Source organism: Sphingomonas floccifaciens, assembly GCF_042681125.1.
Lineage (GTDB): Bacteria > Pseudomonadota > Alphaproteobacteria > Sphingomonadales > Sphingomonadaceae > Sphingomonas > Sphingomonas floccifaciens.
The window spans coordinates 155,878-173,542 of sequence record NZ_JBHUFC010000001.1 but is presented as its reverse complement, the minus strand read 5'-3'; the positions used below and the strand labels follow the sequence as shown (position 1 = coordinate 173,542).

15 protein-coding genes and 1 tRNA gene are annotated in these 17,665 nt (G+C 65.9%); 12 read left to right on the top strand and 4 right to left on the bottom strand.

All coding sequences use genetic code 11. From position 1 onward, the window contains the following. Positions 1-26: 26 nt before the first annotated feature. The 3 genes from ACFSC3_RS00890 to ACFSC3_RS00880 form a co-directional block, all read right to left on the bottom strand. Positions 27-296: a hypothetical protein gene (locus ACFSC3_RS00890; RefSeq protein ID WP_380937791.1), complete on the bottom strand. Its 270-nt coding sequence runs from the start codon at positions 294-296 to the stop codon at positions 27-29. A 394-nt stretch (positions 297-690) separates the two neighbouring features. Continuing rightward, entirely contained in the window at positions 691-1,590 is a 900-nt protein-coding gene (locus tag ACFSC3_RS00885; protein WP_380937789.1) for a LysR family transcriptional regulator, read from the bottom strand. A gap of 490 nt (positions 1,591-2,080) precedes the next feature. Then, a complete protein-coding gene (locus ACFSC3_RS00880; RefSeq protein ID WP_380937787.1) occupies positions 2,081-2,671 on the bottom strand; it encodes a cysteine hydrolase family protein in 591 nt (196 codons plus the stop codon). 76 nt (positions 2,672-2,747) lie between these two features. Here ACFSC3_RS00880 and ACFSC3_RS00875 point away from each other — a divergent pair, with 76 nt between their 5' ends. From ACFSC3_RS00875 to pncB, 4 genes are read left to right on the top strand one after another with little or no spacing between them, the layout of a single operon-like run. Continuing rightward, positions 2,748-3,482 (top strand): NUDIX hydrolase, encoded by a 735-nt coding sequence (locus ACFSC3_RS00875; RefSeq protein WP_380937785.1) that lies wholly within the window; start codon positions 2,748-2,750, stop codon positions 3,480-3,482. Beyond that, the gene (locus tag ACFSC3_RS00870) at positions 3,479-4,465 is read left to right on the top strand and encodes an SPFH domain-containing protein (protein ID WP_380937783.1); all 987 of its coding nucleotides are present in this window, start codon (positions 3,479-3,481) and stop codon (positions 4,463-4,465) included. The genes ACFSC3_RS00875 and ACFSC3_RS00870 overlap by 4 nt, the downstream gene beginning before the upstream one ends. Before the next feature lies 1 nt (position 4,466). Continuing rightward, on the top strand, positions 4,467-5,360 hold the full coding sequence (locus ACFSC3_RS00865; RefSeq protein ID WP_380937781.1) for a hypothetical protein: 894 nt from the start codon (positions 4,467-4,469) through the stop codon (positions 5,358-5,360). Positions 5,361-5,368: 8 nt separating this feature from the next. Next, a complete protein-coding gene (gene pncB / locus ACFSC3_RS00860; protein WP_380937779.1) occupies positions 5,369-6,673 on the top strand; it encodes a nicotinate phosphoribosyltransferase in 1,305 nt (434 codons plus the stop codon). A 159-nt stretch (positions 6,674-6,832) separates the two neighbouring features. Here the strand turns inward: pncB and ACFSC3_RS00855 are convergent. After that, positions 6,833-6,919: transfer RNA gene (locus ACFSC3_RS00855), tRNA-Leu, on the bottom strand. Positions 6,920-7,052: 133 nt separating this feature from the next. Here ACFSC3_RS00855 and ACFSC3_RS00850 point away from each other — a divergent pair. The 8 genes from ACFSC3_RS00850 (at position 7,053) to ACFSC3_RS00815 (ending at position 17,548) form a co-directional block, all read left to right on the top strand. Then, a complete protein-coding gene (locus tag ACFSC3_RS00850) occupies positions 7,053-7,982 on the top strand; it encodes a complex I NDUFA9 subunit family protein (RefSeq protein WP_380937777.1) in 930 nt (309 codons plus the stop codon). Positions 7,983-7,987: 5 nt separating this feature from the next. After that, the gene (locus ACFSC3_RS00845; RefSeq protein WP_380937776.1) at positions 7,988-8,785 is read left to right on the top strand and encodes an undecaprenyl-diphosphate phosphatase; all 798 of its coding nucleotides are present in this window, start codon (positions 7,988-7,990) and stop codon (positions 8,783-8,785) included. 156 nt (positions 8,786-8,941) lie between these two features. Further along, the gene (locus ACFSC3_RS00840; protein ID WP_380937774.1) at positions 8,942-10,399 is read left to right on the top strand and encodes an NAD(P)-dependent oxidoreductase; all 1,458 of its coding nucleotides are present in this window, start codon (positions 8,942-8,944) and stop codon (positions 10,397-10,399) included. Next, positions 10,396-11,046 (top strand): DUF2059 domain-containing protein, encoded by a 651-nt coding sequence (locus ACFSC3_RS00835; RefSeq protein WP_380937772.1) that lies wholly within the window; start codon positions 10,396-10,398, stop codon positions 11,044-11,046. Before ACFSC3_RS00840 ends, ACFSC3_RS00835 begins: the two co-directional genes overlap by 4 nt. Then, a complete protein-coding gene (gene gltB / locus ACFSC3_RS00830) occupies positions 11,046-15,560 on the top strand; it encodes a glutamate synthase large subunit (RefSeq protein WP_380937770.1) in 4,515 nt (1,504 codons plus the stop codon). Before ACFSC3_RS00835 ends, gltB begins: the two co-directional genes overlap by 1 nt. Before the next feature lie 193 nt (positions 15,561-15,753). Continuing rightward, positions 15,754-16,191, top strand: a complete 438-nt coding sequence (locus tag ACFSC3_RS00825; protein ID WP_380937768.1) for a hypothetical protein — start codon at positions 15,754-15,756, stop codon at positions 16,189-16,191. Positions 16,192-16,235: 44 nt separating this feature from the next. After that, on the top strand, positions 16,236-16,910 hold the full coding sequence (locus ACFSC3_RS00820; RefSeq protein ID WP_380937766.1) for a glutathione S-transferase family protein: 675 nt from the start codon (positions 16,236-16,238) through the stop codon (positions 16,908-16,910). Between the two features lie 23 nt (positions 16,911-16,933). Further along, positions 16,934-17,548 carry a YbhB/YbcL family Raf kinase inhibitor-like protein gene (locus tag ACFSC3_RS00815; RefSeq protein ID WP_380937765.1) on the top strand — a complete coding sequence of 205 codons (615 nt, stop codon included), beginning with the start codon at positions 16,934-16,936 and terminating at the stop codon, positions 17,546-17,548. Positions 17,549-17,665 lie beyond the last annotated feature (117 nt).

Sequence of the window (17,665 nt, the reverse complement as noted above, 5' to 3'; positions counted from 1 at the left end):
CGGCGATCCTCCGGTGCGAGATCGGGTCAGGCTTGGCGTCGGCGTTCCCGGCTCGTTTCCGCGTCGATCGCGGCGGTTGCGGGCAATGCCCGGCGCGACGTGACGAGGCCGCGCCCGCCGTTCGCATGGCGATCGCTCCAATGCCCGCGCCCCCTGCGCAGGGTTCTGTCGCCGATCGTCGGCGACGTGCGGATCGCCGATTTACGAAGGTCGTGCGTCATCGCGGTGTGCGCCCGAAACGGCTTGCGAATGAAGCGACTGCGATACCCGTCTGTCGCGAAGGTCGAACCGGTCATACCCGAGCACCGCACTTCAAGCAGCGCGGCCTGCAGCGGATCGGGCCGTGGGCAGGGTCAGACCAGATGCCCAGCGCGTCCCCTGTTGCGCATGCACGGGTCTTGCCCATGCGATATCCTGCGCCTGCGCCTGTCCGGTAGCGAATGAGAATAGGAAAGTGCTGCACAACACAGCGCGTCGCAGCCTGACCCGAATGATCATAGATAAGTCCACCCCCTTGCGATCGCACTATTCCCCCCGAAAAACCCGGTTTAGGTAAAGTGCGGCCGTGGGGCGATGATCGATCCGAAAGAGCCCGACGCAAACCCAAGATTTTTTTTGGGCCACTTAACTCAGAGTTATACCTGTCGACCTTTTTTACACGATCGCCAATACGGTTAACTTCTCACCAATCTATGACTGGACTTGTTGCTCTACCAATGCCTTGCGAAACTTATCTATGAACTTCTTGGCCATGGACGACGGCGGCTTGTCCTCCAGAAACACGCATTGGACGGCAAACTCCAGCTTCGGGTCGATCGCCCGGACGACCATCCCGTCGCCGGCACAGGCTCGAGCGGTGAACTCGTCGATGATGGTGATTCCCTGCGCGTAACGCGCGATCGCCGCGGCGATGTAGAAGGTCTGGGCGGACACCACTTCGCGGATCGCCAGGTTCTGGCGGTTGATTTCCGCCGCCAGCAGGTCACCCACCGGGCCGGTGATACCGAGCCCGATCAGATCTTCCGATTCCAGCAGCTTCAGCGCGACCGGATCGGGAAAATGCGCAAATCGCTGTTCGTGCAGCAGCAGCATCGGCCGCCCCTTCGCAAGGGTCACATGCTGCATGCGAGGATGCGGCGGCGGGTCATAGGCGAAGACGATGTCGCACTCGCGCTCGTACAAGGCCTTGAAGACGTCGGCGTGATGCACGGTCTGCACGTCGAACGTGACGTCGGGATATTTCTGGCGAAAGCGCGACACGGCGAGCGGCGCCACGGCGAGCCCCAGCGACGGCACCACGGCGACCCTAAGATGCCCACCGCCGCCCGCGCCCTTGATGTTGCGGATCGCTTGGCGGAGCGACGACACGCGGTTGTAGACGTCGCTCACCTCGCGCGCGAGGGCATGGCCTTCTTCGGTCGGGATCAGCCTGCCGCGCACGAGATGGAACAGGCGGAAGCCGAGCTGATCCTGCGTGTGATGCAGCACCTTGCTGACCGCAGGCTGCGACACGTTCAGCGCCCGCGCCGCCGCACTGATCGACCCGTTGACATAGACGGCATGAAAGACCTCGATCTGCCTCAGTCGCATGCGCACCTTTCCTGGGAAGGTCCGTCCCGGCCCGATGCGCTGTTCTACGCAACAGACCGGGCCGATTGCCCCCGACAATCAGTCCGGCCTTTCAGACAGCCCCTCCCGAGAATACGCAGGCTGATGTCGGTCGACGAAGTCTGCTTGATCGACTCAAAAGCTACCTCGCGCACCCAACTGTCAAGACGCAGTGAAACATCAGCCGTGATCGCATTTGCTGTTGTTGTTGGGAAAGATCGGCCACGTTCGGGCAAACATTCCGACAAAATTTCAAAGGCGCCGAATCTTTCCCGTTTTATTATCCAACATATACGCTCGACTTTTCAGAAGTTTCGAATCGAGCAACGGCTGCGTGTGATGCGGTAGCCGCTGTCCAGCCGTCACGAACATCGCCCTCCACCATCACGCGTGATAAGGGTTTTTGAAATCAGGTGCTCGGGAAGGGGTTTGGTCCTTTCAGGGACCAAACGCCGGTATTTCTCGTCGCGTATCATGCCCACTGTTCAACGCTGACAGCGGCGTCAGACCACTCCTCTTCCGCGACCGCCTCGATCTCACGGGAAATACCGCGGGTCAGCGCCGAGGGAACGGCGACCTGGAAGCCACGCTTGATCAGCCCCTCGACCGCCCAGCGAACGCAATAGTCCGCCGCAACGCCGACGACGGTCACCTCCTCGACACCGCGGCGTCGCAGTCCGGCGAAGAACGACTCGCGCTCGCACACAGTACCGCCGATCCGCTGAACGGACAGTCCTGGCTCGGCCCACATGTCGAACACGCCCTTCTCCAGCGCATAGACGGGGATCGCCGGATCGACAGCGTCGGGACCGACCACCAACTCCCATCCGGCAGACCCCTTCACGCAATGCGGCGGAAATTGCCGAGCCTCTTCCGAGTCCGCATAGATTGCCGGCACATGCGTATCGAAGGTGAATAGCACCCCTTCGACCTCTTCATGCCGCAGTCCGCCCAGCCAGGCCTGCATCGGCGCAACGATCGCCTCGGCCCCCGCGACCGGCAGCGCGCCATCGGCCGCTACAAAATCCCGCTGCATATCCACCACGATGACAAAGCGTCGCATCTTTAGTCTCCTCGGCATTTGACATATACGCGAATCGCACATAAGTAAAGTGCAGAACGAACATAAGGCAGCAGCCATGGACGAAGCCGCATTTCTCGAGAGCTACGACGCCGACGCGTTCGATCGGCTGTCGGTCACGGTCGACCTGATCCTGATGAGCGTCATCGACGGCGCACCGGCGGTTCTCCTCACGCGGCGCAGTCAGCATCCCTTCGAGGGCGCCTGGGCATTGCCGGGCGGATTCGTCGGAATGGGCGAGAGTCTGGACGAGGCGGCGCACCGCGTGTTGGTCGAGAAAGCCGGCATGGCCGATGCCTATGTCGAACAGCTCTACACGTTCGGCGCGATCGATCGCGATCCGCGCACCCGGATCATCAGCGTCGCCTATTTCGCCCTGCTGCCAGCCGATCGCTTCGCCGCTGCGTTGAAGGCGATGCCGGACCTGGCGCTCGCCGAGATTGCGGTGCCATGGAAAGGCGAGACCGGCGGGCCGGTCGAAGTGCGGATCGACGATAGCGATCCGCTCGACCTCGCCTTCGACCATGGCGACATCGTCAGCCTCGCGATGCGCCGGTTACGCGGCAAGCTCGATTACTCGACCGTCGCCTTTGCCCTGTTGCCCGAACGCTTCACGCTGCGCGCGCTGCAGGACGTCTATGAAGCGATCCTCGACACCAAGCTCAACAAGTCGGCATTCCGCCGCCGCATGATCGATCGCAGCTGGCTGGAGGCGACCGGCGAACGTGAGACCGGCGCGTCGTTCCGTCCGGCCGAGCTCTACCGGTATCTTGCACCCCAGGGAGACAAATGATGGCGCATGTCCGCAATTTCGGTTTCGCGGCGCAATTGCGTGCCGATGCCAGCAATCACGTCATCCGCTATCGCAAGGGTCGTGTGCGCCAGAGCGGGCGCGGGCTGGTATTCTGGTTCCGGCCGGAGACCGCGAGCATCGCCGAACTGCCGATGGACGACCGCGAGATGGCGATCTTCGTCAAGGGCCGCAGCCAGGATTTCCAGAGCGTGGCGGTGCAGGGCACGCTGACCTGGCGCGTTGCCGATCCCGAACTGCTCGCCGCGCGCGTCGACTTCACCATCGGGCTGTCCACCGGCGTCTGGACCGCCGAGCCGATCCAGCGGATCGAGACGCGACTGGCCGGCCTGGTCAACCAGGCGGCTCTGCAATATCTGGCGCAGGCGCCGGTGCGCGGGCTGCTCGATGCCGGGCCAGATCCGCTGCGGGGCGCCTTGCAGGCGGCGTTGGCGCACGATCCGGCGCTGGCAGAGATCGGCATCGAGGTGGTCGCGATCCGGCTGACCAACCTCGCCCCCAGCAGCGAACTCGAGCGCGCGCTGCAGACCCCGACGTTCGAAGCGCTCCAGCAAAAGGCCGACGAAGCGACCTTCGAGCGCCGTGCGCTGGCGGTCGAAAAGGAGCGTGCGATCGCCGAGAACGAACTGGCCAACAAGACCGAGCTCGCCCGTCGTGAGAAGCTGCTGATCGCCGAGGAGGCGGGGAATGCCCGCACCCGCGCGGCCGGCGTAGCCGAGGCGCAGCAGGTCGAGGCTGCGGCAGAGGCCGAGCGCATCCGCACCGTCGAGAGCGCGAAGGCGGAGGCCGAGCAGGCCCACATCGCCATTTACCGCGACCTGCCGCCCGCTGTCCTGCTCGGCCTCGCCGCGCGCGATCTGGCGGGTAAACTCGACACGATCGAGCATCTCAACGTCACGCCCGACCTGTTGGCGAGCCTGGTCGGCGAGTTCCGCCGCGCGGCACCGGCGCTGCCGGCCCGCTAACATGGCGACCAATACCCCCCGGGCAGTCTTCGTCACCCGCGAGAGCGATTACGAACTGCTGCTCGCGCGCCATGCCACGCGCGAGCAGGCCCGCTTCTTCCTTGAGACGCGCGGGCAGCGCATCGCGTTGCTTGAAGACCGTCATCGCCAGTTGCACGATACGCTCAGGCAAGCACGGCTGGCCGTGCCCGGCGACTGGCGGCAGGCGCAGGTACACCGGCCCGATCTCGACCGCTTCCTGTTCGGGCCGGAGGATGTGGTGGTGCCGGTCGGGCAGGACGGGCTGGTCGCCAATGTCGCCAAATATCTGACCGGCCAGCCAGTGCTGGGGGTCAACCCGTCGCCTGACCTCTATGACGGCGTGTTGGTACGGCTGGCGTTGCGGCAGCTGCCCGAACTGCTTCGCGCCAGCGTCGCCGGCCGCGCGCCGGCCGAGCACCGGACGATGGTCGAGGCCAGCCTCGATACCGGCGAACGCCTGCTCGCGCTCAACGAAGTGTTCGTCGGCCATCGCAGTCACCAGTCGGCACGCTATACCATCGCTGCCGGCGATGCCCGTGAAGACCACAGCTCCAGCGGCCTGATCGTCGCATCAGGCACCGGCGCGACCGGCTGGGCGCGCTCGATCATGGAAGCGACCGGGACGCATCTGCCGCTCGGCCTCGACGAGCGCGCGGTCGCCTATTTCGTTCGCGAACCCTTCCCCAGCATCGCGACCCGCACTGCGCTGCGCGCCGGCAAGCTGGCCGGCGCGCCGCTCACCGTTACCTCGCGCATGAACGACGGCGGCGTAATCTTCGCCGACGGCATGGAGCAGGACTTTCTGGCGTTCGACTGGGGACGCCGCGTATCTGTGGCGCCCGCCGCCAATGCCCTTCACCTCGTCAATGGTTGAGGATCATCATGCCCGTTACCGACATCGCCACGCGCACCTACGACCATAACTGGCGGCTGGACCCCATCGTGCGCAGCCTGCTCGACACCGATTTCTACAAGCTGTTGATGCTGCAGATGATCCGCCACCTGCATTCTGACGTGCAGGCGACCTTCTCGCTGATCAATCGCTCCAAGTCGGTGCGGTTGGCGGACGTGATCGACGAAGCCGAACTGCGTGCCCAGCTGGACCATGCCCGCACCCTGCGCTTTTCGAAGAAGGAACTGATCTGGCTCGCTGGCAACAGCTTCTACGGCAAGCAGCGCATGTTCGCGCCGGATTTCATCGCGTGGCTCGCTGACTTCCAGCTGCCCGATTACGAGCTTCGCGCCGTGGACGGCCAGTTCGAGCTGCATTTCGATGGCCCGTGGACCCATACGACGATGTGGGAGATCCCGGCACTGACGATCGTCAACGAGCTGCGCTCGCGCGCGGCGTTGCGGGGCAAGGGACGGTTCGAACTCGATGTGCTCTACGCCCGCGCCAAGGCCAGATTGTGGGAAAAGGTCGAACGGCTCCAAGACCTCCCGGACCTCGTCATCTCAGACTTCGGCACGCGGCGACGGCACGGGTTCCTTTGGCAGCGCTGGTGCGTCGAGGCGTTGAAGGAGGGACTGGGCAGCCGCTTTATCGGTACTTCGAACGTCCTGCTGGCGATGGACAACGACCTGGAAGCGATCGGCACCAACGCCCATGAACTGCCGATGGTCACCGCCGCGCTGGCCAAGGACGATGCCGGCGTCGCGGCGGCGCCCTACACGGTGCTGGACGAATGGCGCGCGCATTATGACGGCAACCTGCTGATCGCGCTGCCCGACGCGTTCGGCACCACGGCCTTCCTGCGCGCCGCGCCCGACTGGCTGGCCGACTGGACCGGCTTCCGCCCCGATTCGATGCCACCGATCGAGGGCGGCGAACAAATCATCGCCTGGTGGCAGGCGCATGGACGCGATCCGCGCGAGAAACTGCTGATCTTCTCCGATGGCATGGACATCGACAGCATCGAGACGACCTACCACCATTTCCACGGTCGGGTGCGGACGAGCTTTGGCTGGGGCACCAATCTCACCAACGATTTCCGCGGCTGCGATCCGGCCGGCGGGCATGGGCTAGAGCCGATATCCCTGGTCGCCAAGGTCACGAGCGCGAACGGCCGCCCGGCGGTGAAGCTGTCCGACAATCCCTCCAAGGCGACCGGCCACCCCGACGAGATCGCCCGCTACCTGCGCATCTTCGGATCCACCGGCCGCGATCCAAAGCCGGTTCGCGTTTGAATGTGAAACGCGCCTGCCAACTTTTCAGTGGCCAGCTTTTAGCCAGGCAGCGATCGGCCGGAAGCTTTCGCAAGCCGACGTCGAAGCGGCGATCGCCGATCGTCGCGCAAATGTCCCGAATTAGCGCAAACCTGTCGCGGCGAACCGCCGACAGGAAAATGGTGCCCAGAAGAGGACTCGAACCTCCACGCCCTTGCGAGCGCCAGCACCTGAAGCTGGTGCGTCTACCAATTCCGCCATCTGGGCACGGGGTAGGCCGGCGCCTCTAGGGGAGGGATCGTGGGGCTGTCAACACCCGTTTTACGGTTGGGCGGGTTGCGGCGGGCTTGTGTGCGCGGCATGGGGGCGGAAACGGGATTTGCGCGAAGGGTTATCGGGCATGAAGGACAAGTTGGTCGTACTGTTCGGCGGCGGCGGGTTCGTCGGGCGCTATGTTGCGCAGGCTTTGCTCGCGGCCGGCGCCCGCGTCCGCGTGGCGCAGCGGGAGCCGAAGCAGGCGTTTTTCCTCAAGCCGCTCGGCGAGCTCGGGCAGACGCAGTTTGTCGCGGCTGACGTGCGCAAGCCCGAATCGGTCGCCCGCGCCATCGCCGGGGTCGATGCGGTGGTGAACCTGGTCGGCGCCTTCGCCGACATGACTGCGCTGCATGTGACCGGCTCGGAGACGATCGCGCAGGCCGCGCATGACGCGGGGGTCGGCGCGCTCGTCCATGTCTCGGCAGTCGGTGCGGATCCCGAATCGGCGTCCGAATATGGCCGGAGCAAGGGCGAAGGCGAAGCGGCGGTTCGTGCGGCCTTCCCCTCGGCGACGATCCTGCGCCCCTCCCTCGTCTTCGGGCGCGAAGATGAATTTACCAACCGGTTCGGCGCGATGATCGCGCGGATGCCGGTGGTCCCCATGCTGCGGGGCGCGACGAAGTTCCAGCCGGTGTTCGTCAAGGACGTCGCGCGCGTGGTCGTCGCAGCGCTGGCCGACCCCAAGGCGTTTGCGGGCCGGACGCTGGAGCTCGGCGGACCCGACGTGCTGACGATGCGGCAGATCCACGAGTTCCTGGCGGGCGCCGTCCTGCGCCATCCGCCGATGCCCGACCTGCCCGACGCGGTCGGCGCGGGCCTCGCCACCTTCGGCTTCCTGCCGGGCGCGCCGCTGACCCGCGACCAGTGGATCATGCTCCAGCGCGACAATGTCGTGGCAGGGGAGAATGGTCTGGCTGCAGCCGGCGTTACGCCGACGCCGATGGCAGCGGTCGCGCCGGAATGGCTCGTGCGCTATCGCCGCCAGGGCCGCTTCGCCAAACGCGTCACGGCCTGAACGTCATGGACATCGTCACCGCGATCATCCTCGGGATCGTCGAGGGGGTCACCGAATTCCTGCCCGTGTCGTCGACCGGCCATCTGATCCTAGCGACCGAACTGCTCGGGTTCCGCGCGGAGGACTGGGCGATATTCAACATCGCGATCCAGCCCGGTGCGATTCTGGCGATCGTCGCGCTGTACTGGCGGACCTTCCTGGCGGTGGCGAAAGGGCTGCTCAGCTGGGAGGCGAATTCGGTCGCCTTCGTGCGTAACCTACTGCTCGCCTTCTTTCCGGCGGTGATCCTCGGCCTGGCGTTCGGAGATCAGATCGACGCGCTGCTGGAGAATGCCGTCGTCGTCGCCTGGGCCTTGATCGCCGGCGGCATCGCCATCCTGATCGTCGAGCGGCTGGCCAAGACCGACAATGTGCTGGGTATCTCGGGCGTTTCGATCGGCCAGTCGATCAAGATCGGCCTGGTCCAGTGCATCGCGATGATTCCCGGCGTCAGCCGCTCGGGCGCGACGATCATGGGCGCGATGTCGTTCGGCATCGACCGCCGGACGGCGGCCGATTTCAGCTTCTTTCTCGCGCTCCCGACGCTGTCCGGCGCGACCGTTCTCCAGCTCTACAAGCATCGCGACATGGTGACGGCGGGCGATCTGGAATTGATCGCGATCGGGGCGTTGGTGTCATTCGTCGTCGCGCTGATCGTCGTGAAGGCATTCATGGCTGTCGTCACGCGTTACGGTTTCGGCCCGTTCGCCTGGTATCGGATCGTCGCCGGATCGGCAGCTCTGGTCTGGCTCAAAACCCGTTAGGTCCGGATTAAGACTAATTTCACGCAATATTATTGCGCTGCAACGAAACGTTCGAAAAAACGCAGAAAAGATAGGTCAACGAACTTGACCTTACGTCACGATATTGCGTGACAGGTCTATTTGCTGATCATAGCCGAATGCTCGAAAGGATCGAGCATGGCTACCGAGCAGCTGCTAAAATTCGTCGACCGCGAGCAGGCCTATCCGGCAAAGCGCGACGCGGGCGACCGCGCGGCGGATTTTCGTGAGATCGCCGAACGCTATAATCCGCCCGCAGCCGAGGATCAGGCCGGGCGGTGCTCGCAGTGCGGCGTGCCCTATTGCTCGGTCCACTGCCCGCTGCACAACCACATCCCCGACTGGCTGCGGCTGACGGCGGAGGGGCGGCTGCGCGAGGCTTATGAGCTGTCGAACAGCACCTCGACCATGCCCGAGATCTGCGGCCGCATCTGCCCGCAGGACCGGCTGTGCGAAGGCAATTGCGTCATCGAATTCTCGGGCCACGGTGCGGTGACGATCGGGTCGGTCGAGAAATTCATTACCGACACCGCCTGGGAAGAAGGCTGGGTCGAGCCATTGGTCCCTGGCCCTGCCCGCGGCCAGTCGGTCGGCGTGATCGGCGCCGGACCCGCTGGCCTAAGTGCCGCCGAATATCTGCGCGGCTTCGGTTATGAGGTCCATGTCTACGATCGCCACGACCGCGCGGGCGGGCTGCTGACCTACGGCATCCCCGGCTTCAAGCTGGAGAAGAACGTCGTCATGCGCCGCGTCGACCGGCTGAAGGCGGGCGGCATCATGTTCCATGAGGGTTTTTCGGTTGGAGAGCATGCGACGCTCGACGAACTTCGGGCGAAGCATGATGCGCTCCTGATCGCGACCGGCGTATACAAGCCGCGCGCGATCAGGGCGCCCGGCGTCGGCGCGACCGGCGTGGTCGAGGCGCTGGAGTATCTGACGGCATCCAACCGCAAGGGCTTCGGCGACGCGGTACCGGCGTTCGACGACGGATCGCTGGATGCCAAGGGCAAGCATGTCGTCGTGATCGGCGGCGGCGACACCGCGATGGACTGCGTCCGCACCGCCGTCCGCCAGGGCGCGGCCAGCGTGAAGTGTCTCTACCGCCGCGACCGCGCCAATATGCCGGGGTCACAGCGCGAAACGAAGAATGCCGAGGAGGAAGGCGTCGAATTCGTCTGGCTCTCCGCCCCCGAGGCGTTCGAGGGCGGCGATGTGGTGACCGGCGTGAAGGCCAGTGCGATGCGGCTCGGTGCGCCGGACGCCAGCGGTCGCCGCGCCCCCGAAGTCGATCCGGAAGGCGGCTTCTCGGTCAAGGCCGACCTGGTCATCAAGGCGCTGGGCTTCGATGCCGAGGACCTGCCGACCCTGTTCGGTGCGGGCGAGCTGGGCGTCACCCGCTGGGGCACGCTGCGCGTCGATGCCAAGTCGATGATGACCAGCCTGGACGGCGTCTTCGCCGCCGGCGACATCGTCCGCGGCGCCTCGCTGGTAGTCTGGGCGATCCGCGATGGCCGCGACGTCAGCGAGCGGATGCATGGGTATTTGAAGGCCAAGGCGCGGACCGCGCAGGCTTCGGCGCAGAAGGTGGCGGCATGAGCGCGCTGCTTGCCCTACTGCTCGTGCAGGCGGCGCCGGTTGCCACGGCGCCGGCTCCCGGCGTTCAGACCGCTACAGTCGATCCGGCGCGCAAGGCCGCAGCCGAGAAGGCAGTCCTCGCACTCGTGCCGCCGGGGACGTACATGCGGATGATGCGGGACCAGTTCCCGAAGATGATGGACGCGATCATGGCGCGCACCATGGGTATGACCGCCAAGGATTTGGGCGCGCCCGAGGAGAACACGGGCGGAAAGACGCTGCGTGAGATGGCCGCCGCAGAGGATCCGCATTTTGAAGAGCGGATGCGCATCATGACGACGGTCATGTCGGAGGACATGGGCAAGATCTTCGAGAGCATCGAACCGGAGATGCGCGCCGGTCTGTCCCGCGCCTTCGCCCGTCGCTTCACGCTCGATCAACTGAACGACATCAACGCCTTTTTTGCGACGCCGTCGGGCAAGGTGTTTGCCGCCGACTATCTCGCCACCTTCATGGACCCCGAAGTCATGGAGGAGATGATGGGCGCAATGCCGAAGATGATGCAGGCGATGCCCGCGATGATGGCACGCGTCGAAAAAGCCACCGCCCACCTGCCCCCGCCGCCCAAGAAGGGCGGCACCACGACGACCACCGGGAAGGCCAAGTGATGACCACCCTCGACACCGAACGCACCCGCCTTGCCGCCGAAGGCATGTACCGTCCCGAATTCGAGGGCGACGCCTGCGGCGTGGGCATGGTCGCGGCGACCGATGGACTGCCGTCGCGCCGCGTCGTGCAGGCGGCGATCGATGCGCTGAAGGCGGTGTGGCACCGCGGCGCGGTCGATGCCGATGGCAAGACCGGCGACGGCGCGGGCATCCATGTCGACCTGCCCGCGAAGTTCTTCGACGATTGCGTCGTCGCCTCCGGCCACCGCGTGATGCCGAACCGGCTGGCGGTCGGCATGATGTTCCTGCCGCGCACCGACCTGTCGGCGCAGGAGGCCTGCCGCACGATCGTCGAATCGGAGATCATCGACGCCGGCTGGACCATCTACGGCTGGCGCCAGGTGCCGGTCGACGTAACCGTGATCGGCCAGAAGGCGCAGGCGACGCGGCCCGAGATCGAGCAGATCATGATCGCCGGCCCCCTGCCCGACGACGCCTCGGCCGCGGAGTTCGAGAAGGAACTCTACCTGGTCCGTCGCCGGATCGAGAAGCGGGTGATCGCGGCACAGATCCAGGGCTTCTACGCCTGTTCGCTGTCGTGCCGCTCGATCGTGTACAAGGGCCTGTTCCTGGCCGAGAGCCTGTCGGTCTTCTACCCCGACCTGACCGACGACCGGTTCGAGAGCCGCGTCGCGATCTTCCACCAGCGCTATTCAACCAACACCTTCCCGCAATGGTGGCTGGCGCAGCCGTTCCGCTGCCTGGCGCATAACGGCGAGATCAACACGATCCGCGGCAACAAGAACTGGATGCTCAGCCACGAGATCAAGATGGCGAGCATCGCGTTCGGCGAACGCAGCGAAGACATCAAGCCGGTGATCCCGGCCGGCGCGTCCGACACCGCCGCACTCGATGCCGTGTTCGAAGCGATCTGTCGCTCGGGACGCGATGCGCCGACCGCCAAGCTGATGCTGGTGCCAGAGGCTTGGTCGAGCGACATGCCCAAGCCGCATCTGGAGATGTACAAGTATCTCGCCAGCGTCATGGAGCCGTGGGACGGCCCTGCGGCACTGGCGATGACCGACGGCCGCTGGGCGGTCGCGGGCATGGACCGCAACGCGCTGCGCCCGCTCCGCTACACGCTGACCGGCGACGGGCTGCTGATCGTCGGTTCGGAAACCGGCATGGTCGTCGTCCCCGAAACCACCGTCATCGAGAAGGGGCGCCTGGGCCCCGGCCAGATGATCGCGGTCGATCTGGAGGAAGGTCGCGTGCTCCACGACCGCGCGGTCAAGGACCGGATCGCGGGCGAGGCGGACTATGCCGCGATGATCGGCGAATTCGTCGGCATCGACGACCTGCCGCAGGCCGAAGCGTCGCTCCCGACCTGGGACCGCGCCGAGCTTTCGCGCCGCCAGGTCGCCGCCGGCCAGACGCTGGAGGACATGGAGCTGATCCTGTCACCGATGGTCGAGGGCGGCAAGGAAGCGATTGGGTCGATGGGCGACGACACGCCGCTCGCCGTCATTTCCGACAAGCCGCGCCTCATCAGCCAGTTCTTCCGCCAGAATTTCTCGCAGGTCACCAACCCGCCGATCGATTCGCTGCGCGAACGCCATGTCATGTCGCTCAAGACGCGGTTCGGCAATCTGGCGAACATCCTCGCCCAGTCCGCGGCGCCGTCGAAGGTGCTGGTGCTCGAATCGCCGGTGCTGACCAACAGCGACTGGGACCGGCTGAAGGCGCATTTCGGGATGAGCGCGGCCGATATCGACTGCACCTTCCCCGCCGGCAGCGGCCCGGAAGGGCTGCGGGCGGCCATCGCCGACATCCGCGCTCAGGCCGAGCAGGCGGTGCGCCAGGGCAAGTCGGAGCTGTTCCTGACCGACGAGGCGATCGGTCCCGACCGGATGGCGATCGCGGGCGTGCTGGCGGCCGCGGCCGTCCACACCCACCTCGTCCGCCGGGGCCTGCGCAGCTATGCGTCGATCAACGTGCGGTCGTCGGAATGTCTCGATACGCACTACTACGCCGTGCTGATCGGTGTCGGTGCGACGACGGTGAACGCCTATCTGGCCGAAGCCTCGATCCGGGACCGCCACGCCCGCGGGCTGTTCGGCGACCTAGGACTGGCAGACTGCCTGAAGCGCCATCGCACCGCGGTCGACGAAGGGCTGCTGAAGATCATGTCGAAGATGGGGATCGCGGTGATCTCCAGCTATCGCGGCGGCTATAATTTCGAGGCGGTGGGCCTCAGCCGCGCGCTGGTCAACGACCTGTTCCCCGGCATGCCCGCCAAGATTTCGGGCGAAGGCTATGCGTCGCTCTACCTCAACGCGACGCTGCGCCACGACGCGGCGTATGACAGCGCGGTCGCGACGCTGCCGATCGGCGGTTTCTATCGCCAGCGCCACGGTGGGGAGACCCACGCCTTCTCCGCGCAGCTGATGCACACGCTGCAGACCGCGGTCGGCACCGACAGCTATTCGACCTACCTCGCCTTCTCGCGCGGGGTCCGCGACCTGCCGCCGGTGTACCTGCGCGACCTGCTGGAATTCAATTTTCCCAAGGACGGCGTGCCGATCGATTCGGTCGAGGCCATCACCGAAATCCGCAAGCGGTTCGTGACGCCGGGCATGTCGCTGGGCGCGCTGTCGCCCGAAGCGCACGAGACGCTGGCGATCGCGATGAACCGCATCGGCGCGCGCGCCGTGTCGGGCGAAGGCGGCGAAGCGAAGGAACGCTACACGCCCTACGAAAACGGCGACAACGCCAATTCGGGCGTGAAGCAGATCGCGTCGGGCCGCTTCGGCGTGACTGCGGAATATCTCAACGCCTGCGACGAGATCGAGATCAAGGTCGCGCAGGGCGCCAAGCCCGGCGAAGGCGGGCAGCTGCCCGGCTTCAAGGTGACCGAACTGATCGCCAAGCTGCGGCACGCGACGCCGGGCGTCGGCCTCATCTCGCCGCCGCCGCATCACGACATCTATTCGATCGAAGACTTGGCGCAGCTGATCTACGACCTGAAGCAGATCAACCCGCGCGCTCGCGTCTGCGTGAAACTGGTCAGCTCGGCCGGCATCGGCACCGTCGCGGCGGGCGTGGCGAAGGCGCATGCTGACGTCATCCTGGTCGCCGGCCACAACGGCGGCACCGGCGCGTCGCCGCAGACAAGCATCAAATATGCCGGCACGCCGTGGGAAATGGGGCTGAGCGAGGTCAACCAGACGCTGACGCTCAATGCTTTGCGCGGTCGCATCAAGCTGCGCACCGATGGCGGATTGAAGACCGGGCGCGACATCGTCATCGCCGCGATCCTGGGCGCCGAGGAATTCGGCATCGGCACGCTCAGCCTCGTCGCAATGGGCTGTATCATGGTGCGCCAGTGCCATTCGAACACCTGTCCGGTCGGCGTCTGCGTGCAGGACGAGAAGCTGCGCCAGAAGTTCACCGGCACGCCCGAAAAGGTCATCAACCTGATGACCTTCATCGCCGAGGAGGTTCGCGAGATCCTCGCGCGGCTGGGCGTGACGAGCCTCGACGAGGTGATCGGGCGCACCGAACTGCTCCGCCAGGTCAGCCGCGGGGCCGAGCATCTCGACGACCTCGACCTCAACCCGATCCTCGCCAAGGTCGACGCGACCGATGCCGAGCGCCGCTATTCGCTCGACACCTGGCGCAACGCGGTGCCCGACAGCCTGGATGCGCAGATCATCAAGGATGCGGCTGCCGTGTTCAGCCGGCGCGAGAAGATGCAGCTGACCTACAGCGTGCGGAACACCCACCGCGCGGTCGGCACCAGCCTGTCGGGTGCGGTCACGCGGGCGTTCGGCATGTCGACGCTCGACGACGGCCACGTCACCGTCCGCCTCCGCGGGTCGGCCGGCCAGTCGCTCGGCGCGTTCCTGTGCAAGGGCGTGACGCTGGAAGTGTTCGGCGACGCGAACGACTATGTCGGCAAGGGGCTGTCGGGGGGCATCATCGCGGTGCGCCCGATGGTCAGCAGCCCGCTCGCGTCAAACGAGAACACGATCATCGGCAACACCGTCCTCTACGGCGCGACGTCGGGCAAGCTGTTCGCCGCAGGCCAGGCGGGCGAGCGTTTCGCTGTGCGCAACTCGGGCGCAGAAGTCGTCGTCGAGGGCTGCGGTGCCAATGGCTGCGAATATATGACCGGCGGCACCGCGGTGATCCTGGGCAGCGTCGGCGCGAACTTCGGCGCGGGCATGACCGGGGGCATGGCGTTCGTCTACGATCCGGACGGGTCGTTCGAGCGCCGCGTGAACCCGGAGACGCTGACCTGGTGCCGCCTGTCGTCGGGTCATTGGGAAGCGGTGCTGCGCGCGCTGGTGGCTCGTCATGTCCAGGCCACCGACAGCAAGTTCGCCGCGAGCCTGCTCGAGGACTGGGACCGTATCCGGGGGTCGTTCTGGCAGGTCTGTCCCAAGGAAATGGTCAGCCGGCTCGACCATCCGCTGGATGATTCGGAGGCTGCACTGGAGGCGGCCGAATGATCTCTCAACTCCGTTCGTGCTGAGCTTGTCGAAGCACTGTCTTTCTTTCCGCCGACTGGTCTGTCGCACGAAGAAAGGACAACCCTTCGACAAGCTCAGGGTGAACGGCAGTGCGTGGTTGAAGCTCGTTCAGCCAAGGCTAAGCCTTTGTGCTATAAGGCGTCCCGTTCCTGTTTCGACTCGGGAGAGTATCATGCGTCTGTTCACCCCCGCCGCCCTGGCCCTGTGTGTCGTCGCCGCGCCTGCCGCCGCCCAGTCCCGCGCCGAGGTCGATGCCGCGCGTCGGCTGAACGATCCGGTGGTGCAGGAGGGTATCGCCGGCGCAGTCAGCGCGCTGGCCGGTATCGTGCTCGACACGCGCGTCGGGCCGCTGGCGCGCTACACCGATCCGCGTGACGGCATCCGCCCGAACGACACGCTGCGCGATGTCGAGCGCCGCCGCGATCCGCATTTCGAGGCGCGCCTGCACGACGACGCCCGCCGCGCTGTCGCCGGGGCCGGCATGGTCGCGGGCGATGCGCTCGCCATGTCGGGCGAACTTGCTCGCACGGCCAGCCGTCTGCAGGCCGCGATCGCGCCGCTGTCCGGCCTGCTCGCCAGCGCTGCGTCCGATTACGACGACGATTATTGATACGCCCGCTGGACGGGTTCGCCGTCCGCGGTAGATAGGGCTGCATGTGGCAGCTCTATCAATTCCCGCTGTGCCCCTTTTCGCGCAAGGTCCGGCTGCTGCTGGCCGAAAAGGGGGTCGGCTATGAACCGGTGCGCGAATCGCCGTGGGCGCGGCGGGACGAATTCCTCGACATGAACCCGGCCGGGCAGACCCCGGTGATGATCGACACGGAGCGGGCCGGCGCCCCGCTGATCGATTCGATGGCGATCTGCGAATATTTCGAGGAAACCGTCGACAAGGCGGCGATGATCAACGGCACCGCCGCCAACCGTGCGGAGATCCGCCGGCTGGTCGCGTGGTTCGACACGCAATTCTATCGCGACATCACCGCGCCCCTGCTGAACGAGCGCATGTTGAAGCGCGTCGTCCATCGCAGCGCGCCAGACGCATCGCTGCTGCGCGAGGCGATGCGCGCGGCGGTCGGGCATCTCGATTACATCGATTATCTGCTCGATCACCGCACATGGCTGGCCGGGGCGACGATGAGCCTGGCCGATCTCGCGGCAGCAGCGCAGATCTCGGTCGCCGACTATCTGGGCGGCATCGACTGGAAGAGCCACGAACAGGCCAAGCGATGGTACGTCGGCATGAAGAGCCGCCCGAGCTTCCGCCCGCTGCTGGCCGAGCGGATGGAGATCGTCAGCCCGCCGGCCGATTACGAGAAGCTGGACCTGTAACCACCCGTGCGCGTTGTCGCGCCATGCTCGAACATATTCCCCATTGGCTCGGCCATGCCCTGAAGGGTTTGCGCGCGGGCACTGACAAGCTGGCGATCGTGCAGGACGGCCTGGGCAGTTTCGCGGCGATCGACCTGCGCTCACCTGCCTTCGCCGATGGCGGGCGCCTGCCGGAGCGGTTTACTGCGGACGGCGACGGGGTCTCCCCGCCGCTGTTCTGGACCGGCATCCCGGCAGAGGCGACGCATCTGGCGCTGCTGGTCGAGGATGCCGACGCCCCTACCCCCTCCCCGCTGGTCCATGCGATCGTCTGGGGCCTGCCGGCCGGGGACGGACAATTGGCCGAGGGTGCGATCGTCGCGGATGGCGACGGCGGCGCGCAGGGCGATGTCGGGCGGAACTCCTATCTGAGCGAAGGCTGGCTGCCGCCCGACCCGCCGACCGGGCATGGCGAACACCGCTACGCGTTCCAGCTGTTCGCGCTTGCCGGGACGGACGATCCTGGGGCGACGCCCAGCCGGAGCGATATCGTCGATGCGATGCGCGGGCGGGTGCTGGCGGCAGGGTTGTTGACCGGCATCTATTCGCGTGGCGAGCCGGCGGACGTCGGGCCGGTCGGAGCCGCGGTGCCGGTCTGACCGAACTGTACGTCCAGAAGGTCCGTTCGCCCTGAGCGAAGTCGAAGGGCAGCTCTCCCGCGAGCATCGGACTTGCCGCATGACGCCCTTCGACTTCGCTCAGGGCGAACGGGATAT

Excerpts from the sequence above, each read along its gene's own strand:
- ACFSC3_RS00890 (WP_380937791.1), bottom strand. The coding sequence starts at position 296 with ATGACCGGTTCGACCTTCGCGACAGACGGGTATCGCAGTCGCTTCATT.
- ACFSC3_RS00885 (WP_380937789.1), bottom strand. The coding sequence starts at position 1,590 with ATGCGACTGAGGCAGATCGAGGTCTTTCATGCCGTCTATGTCAACGGG.
- ACFSC3_RS00880 (WP_380937787.1), bottom strand. The coding sequence starts at position 2,671 with ATGCGACGCTTTGTCATCGTGGTGGATATGCAGCGGGATTTTGTAGCG.
- ACFSC3_RS00875 (WP_380937785.1), top strand. The coding sequence starts at position 2,748 with ATGGACGAAGCCGCATTTCTCGAGAGCTACGACGCCGACGCGTTCGAT.
- ACFSC3_RS00870 (WP_380937783.1), top strand. The coding sequence starts at position 3,479 with ATGATGGCGCATGTCCGCAATTTCGGTTTCGCGGCGCAATTGCGTGCC.
- ACFSC3_RS00865 (WP_380937781.1), top strand. The coding sequence starts at position 4,467 with ATGGCGACCAATACCCCCCGGGCAGTCTTCGTCACCCGCGAGAGCGAT.
- pncB (WP_380937779.1), top strand. The coding sequence starts at position 5,369 with ATGCCCGTTACCGACATCGCCACGCGCACCTACGACCATAACTGGCGG.
- ACFSC3_RS00850 (WP_380937777.1), top strand. The coding sequence starts at position 7,053 with ATGAAGGACAAGTTGGTCGTACTGTTCGGCGGCGGCGGGTTCGTCGGG.
- ACFSC3_RS00845 (WP_380937776.1), top strand. The coding sequence starts at position 7,988 with ATGGACATCGTCACCGCGATCATCCTCGGGATCGTCGAGGGGGTCACC.
- ACFSC3_RS00840 (WP_380937774.1), top strand. The coding sequence starts at position 8,942 with ATGGCTACCGAGCAGCTGCTAAAATTCGTCGACCGCGAGCAGGCCTAT.
- ACFSC3_RS00835 (WP_380937772.1), top strand. The coding sequence starts at position 10,396 with ATGAGCGCGCTGCTTGCCCTACTGCTCGTGCAGGCGGCGCCGGTTGCC.
- gltB (WP_380937770.1), top strand. The coding sequence starts at position 11,046 with ATGACCACCCTCGACACCGAACGCACCCGCCTTGCCGCCGAAGGCATG.
- ACFSC3_RS00825 (WP_380937768.1), top strand. The coding sequence starts at position 15,754 with ATGCGTCTGTTCACCCCCGCCGCCCTGGCCCTGTGTGTCGTCGCCGCG.
- ACFSC3_RS00820 (WP_380937766.1), top strand. The coding sequence starts at position 16,236 with ATGTGGCAGCTCTATCAATTCCCGCTGTGCCCCTTTTCGCGCAAGGTC.
- ACFSC3_RS00815 (WP_380937765.1), top strand. The coding sequence starts at position 16,934 with ATGCTCGAACATATTCCCCATTGGCTCGGCCATGCCCTGAAGGGTTTG.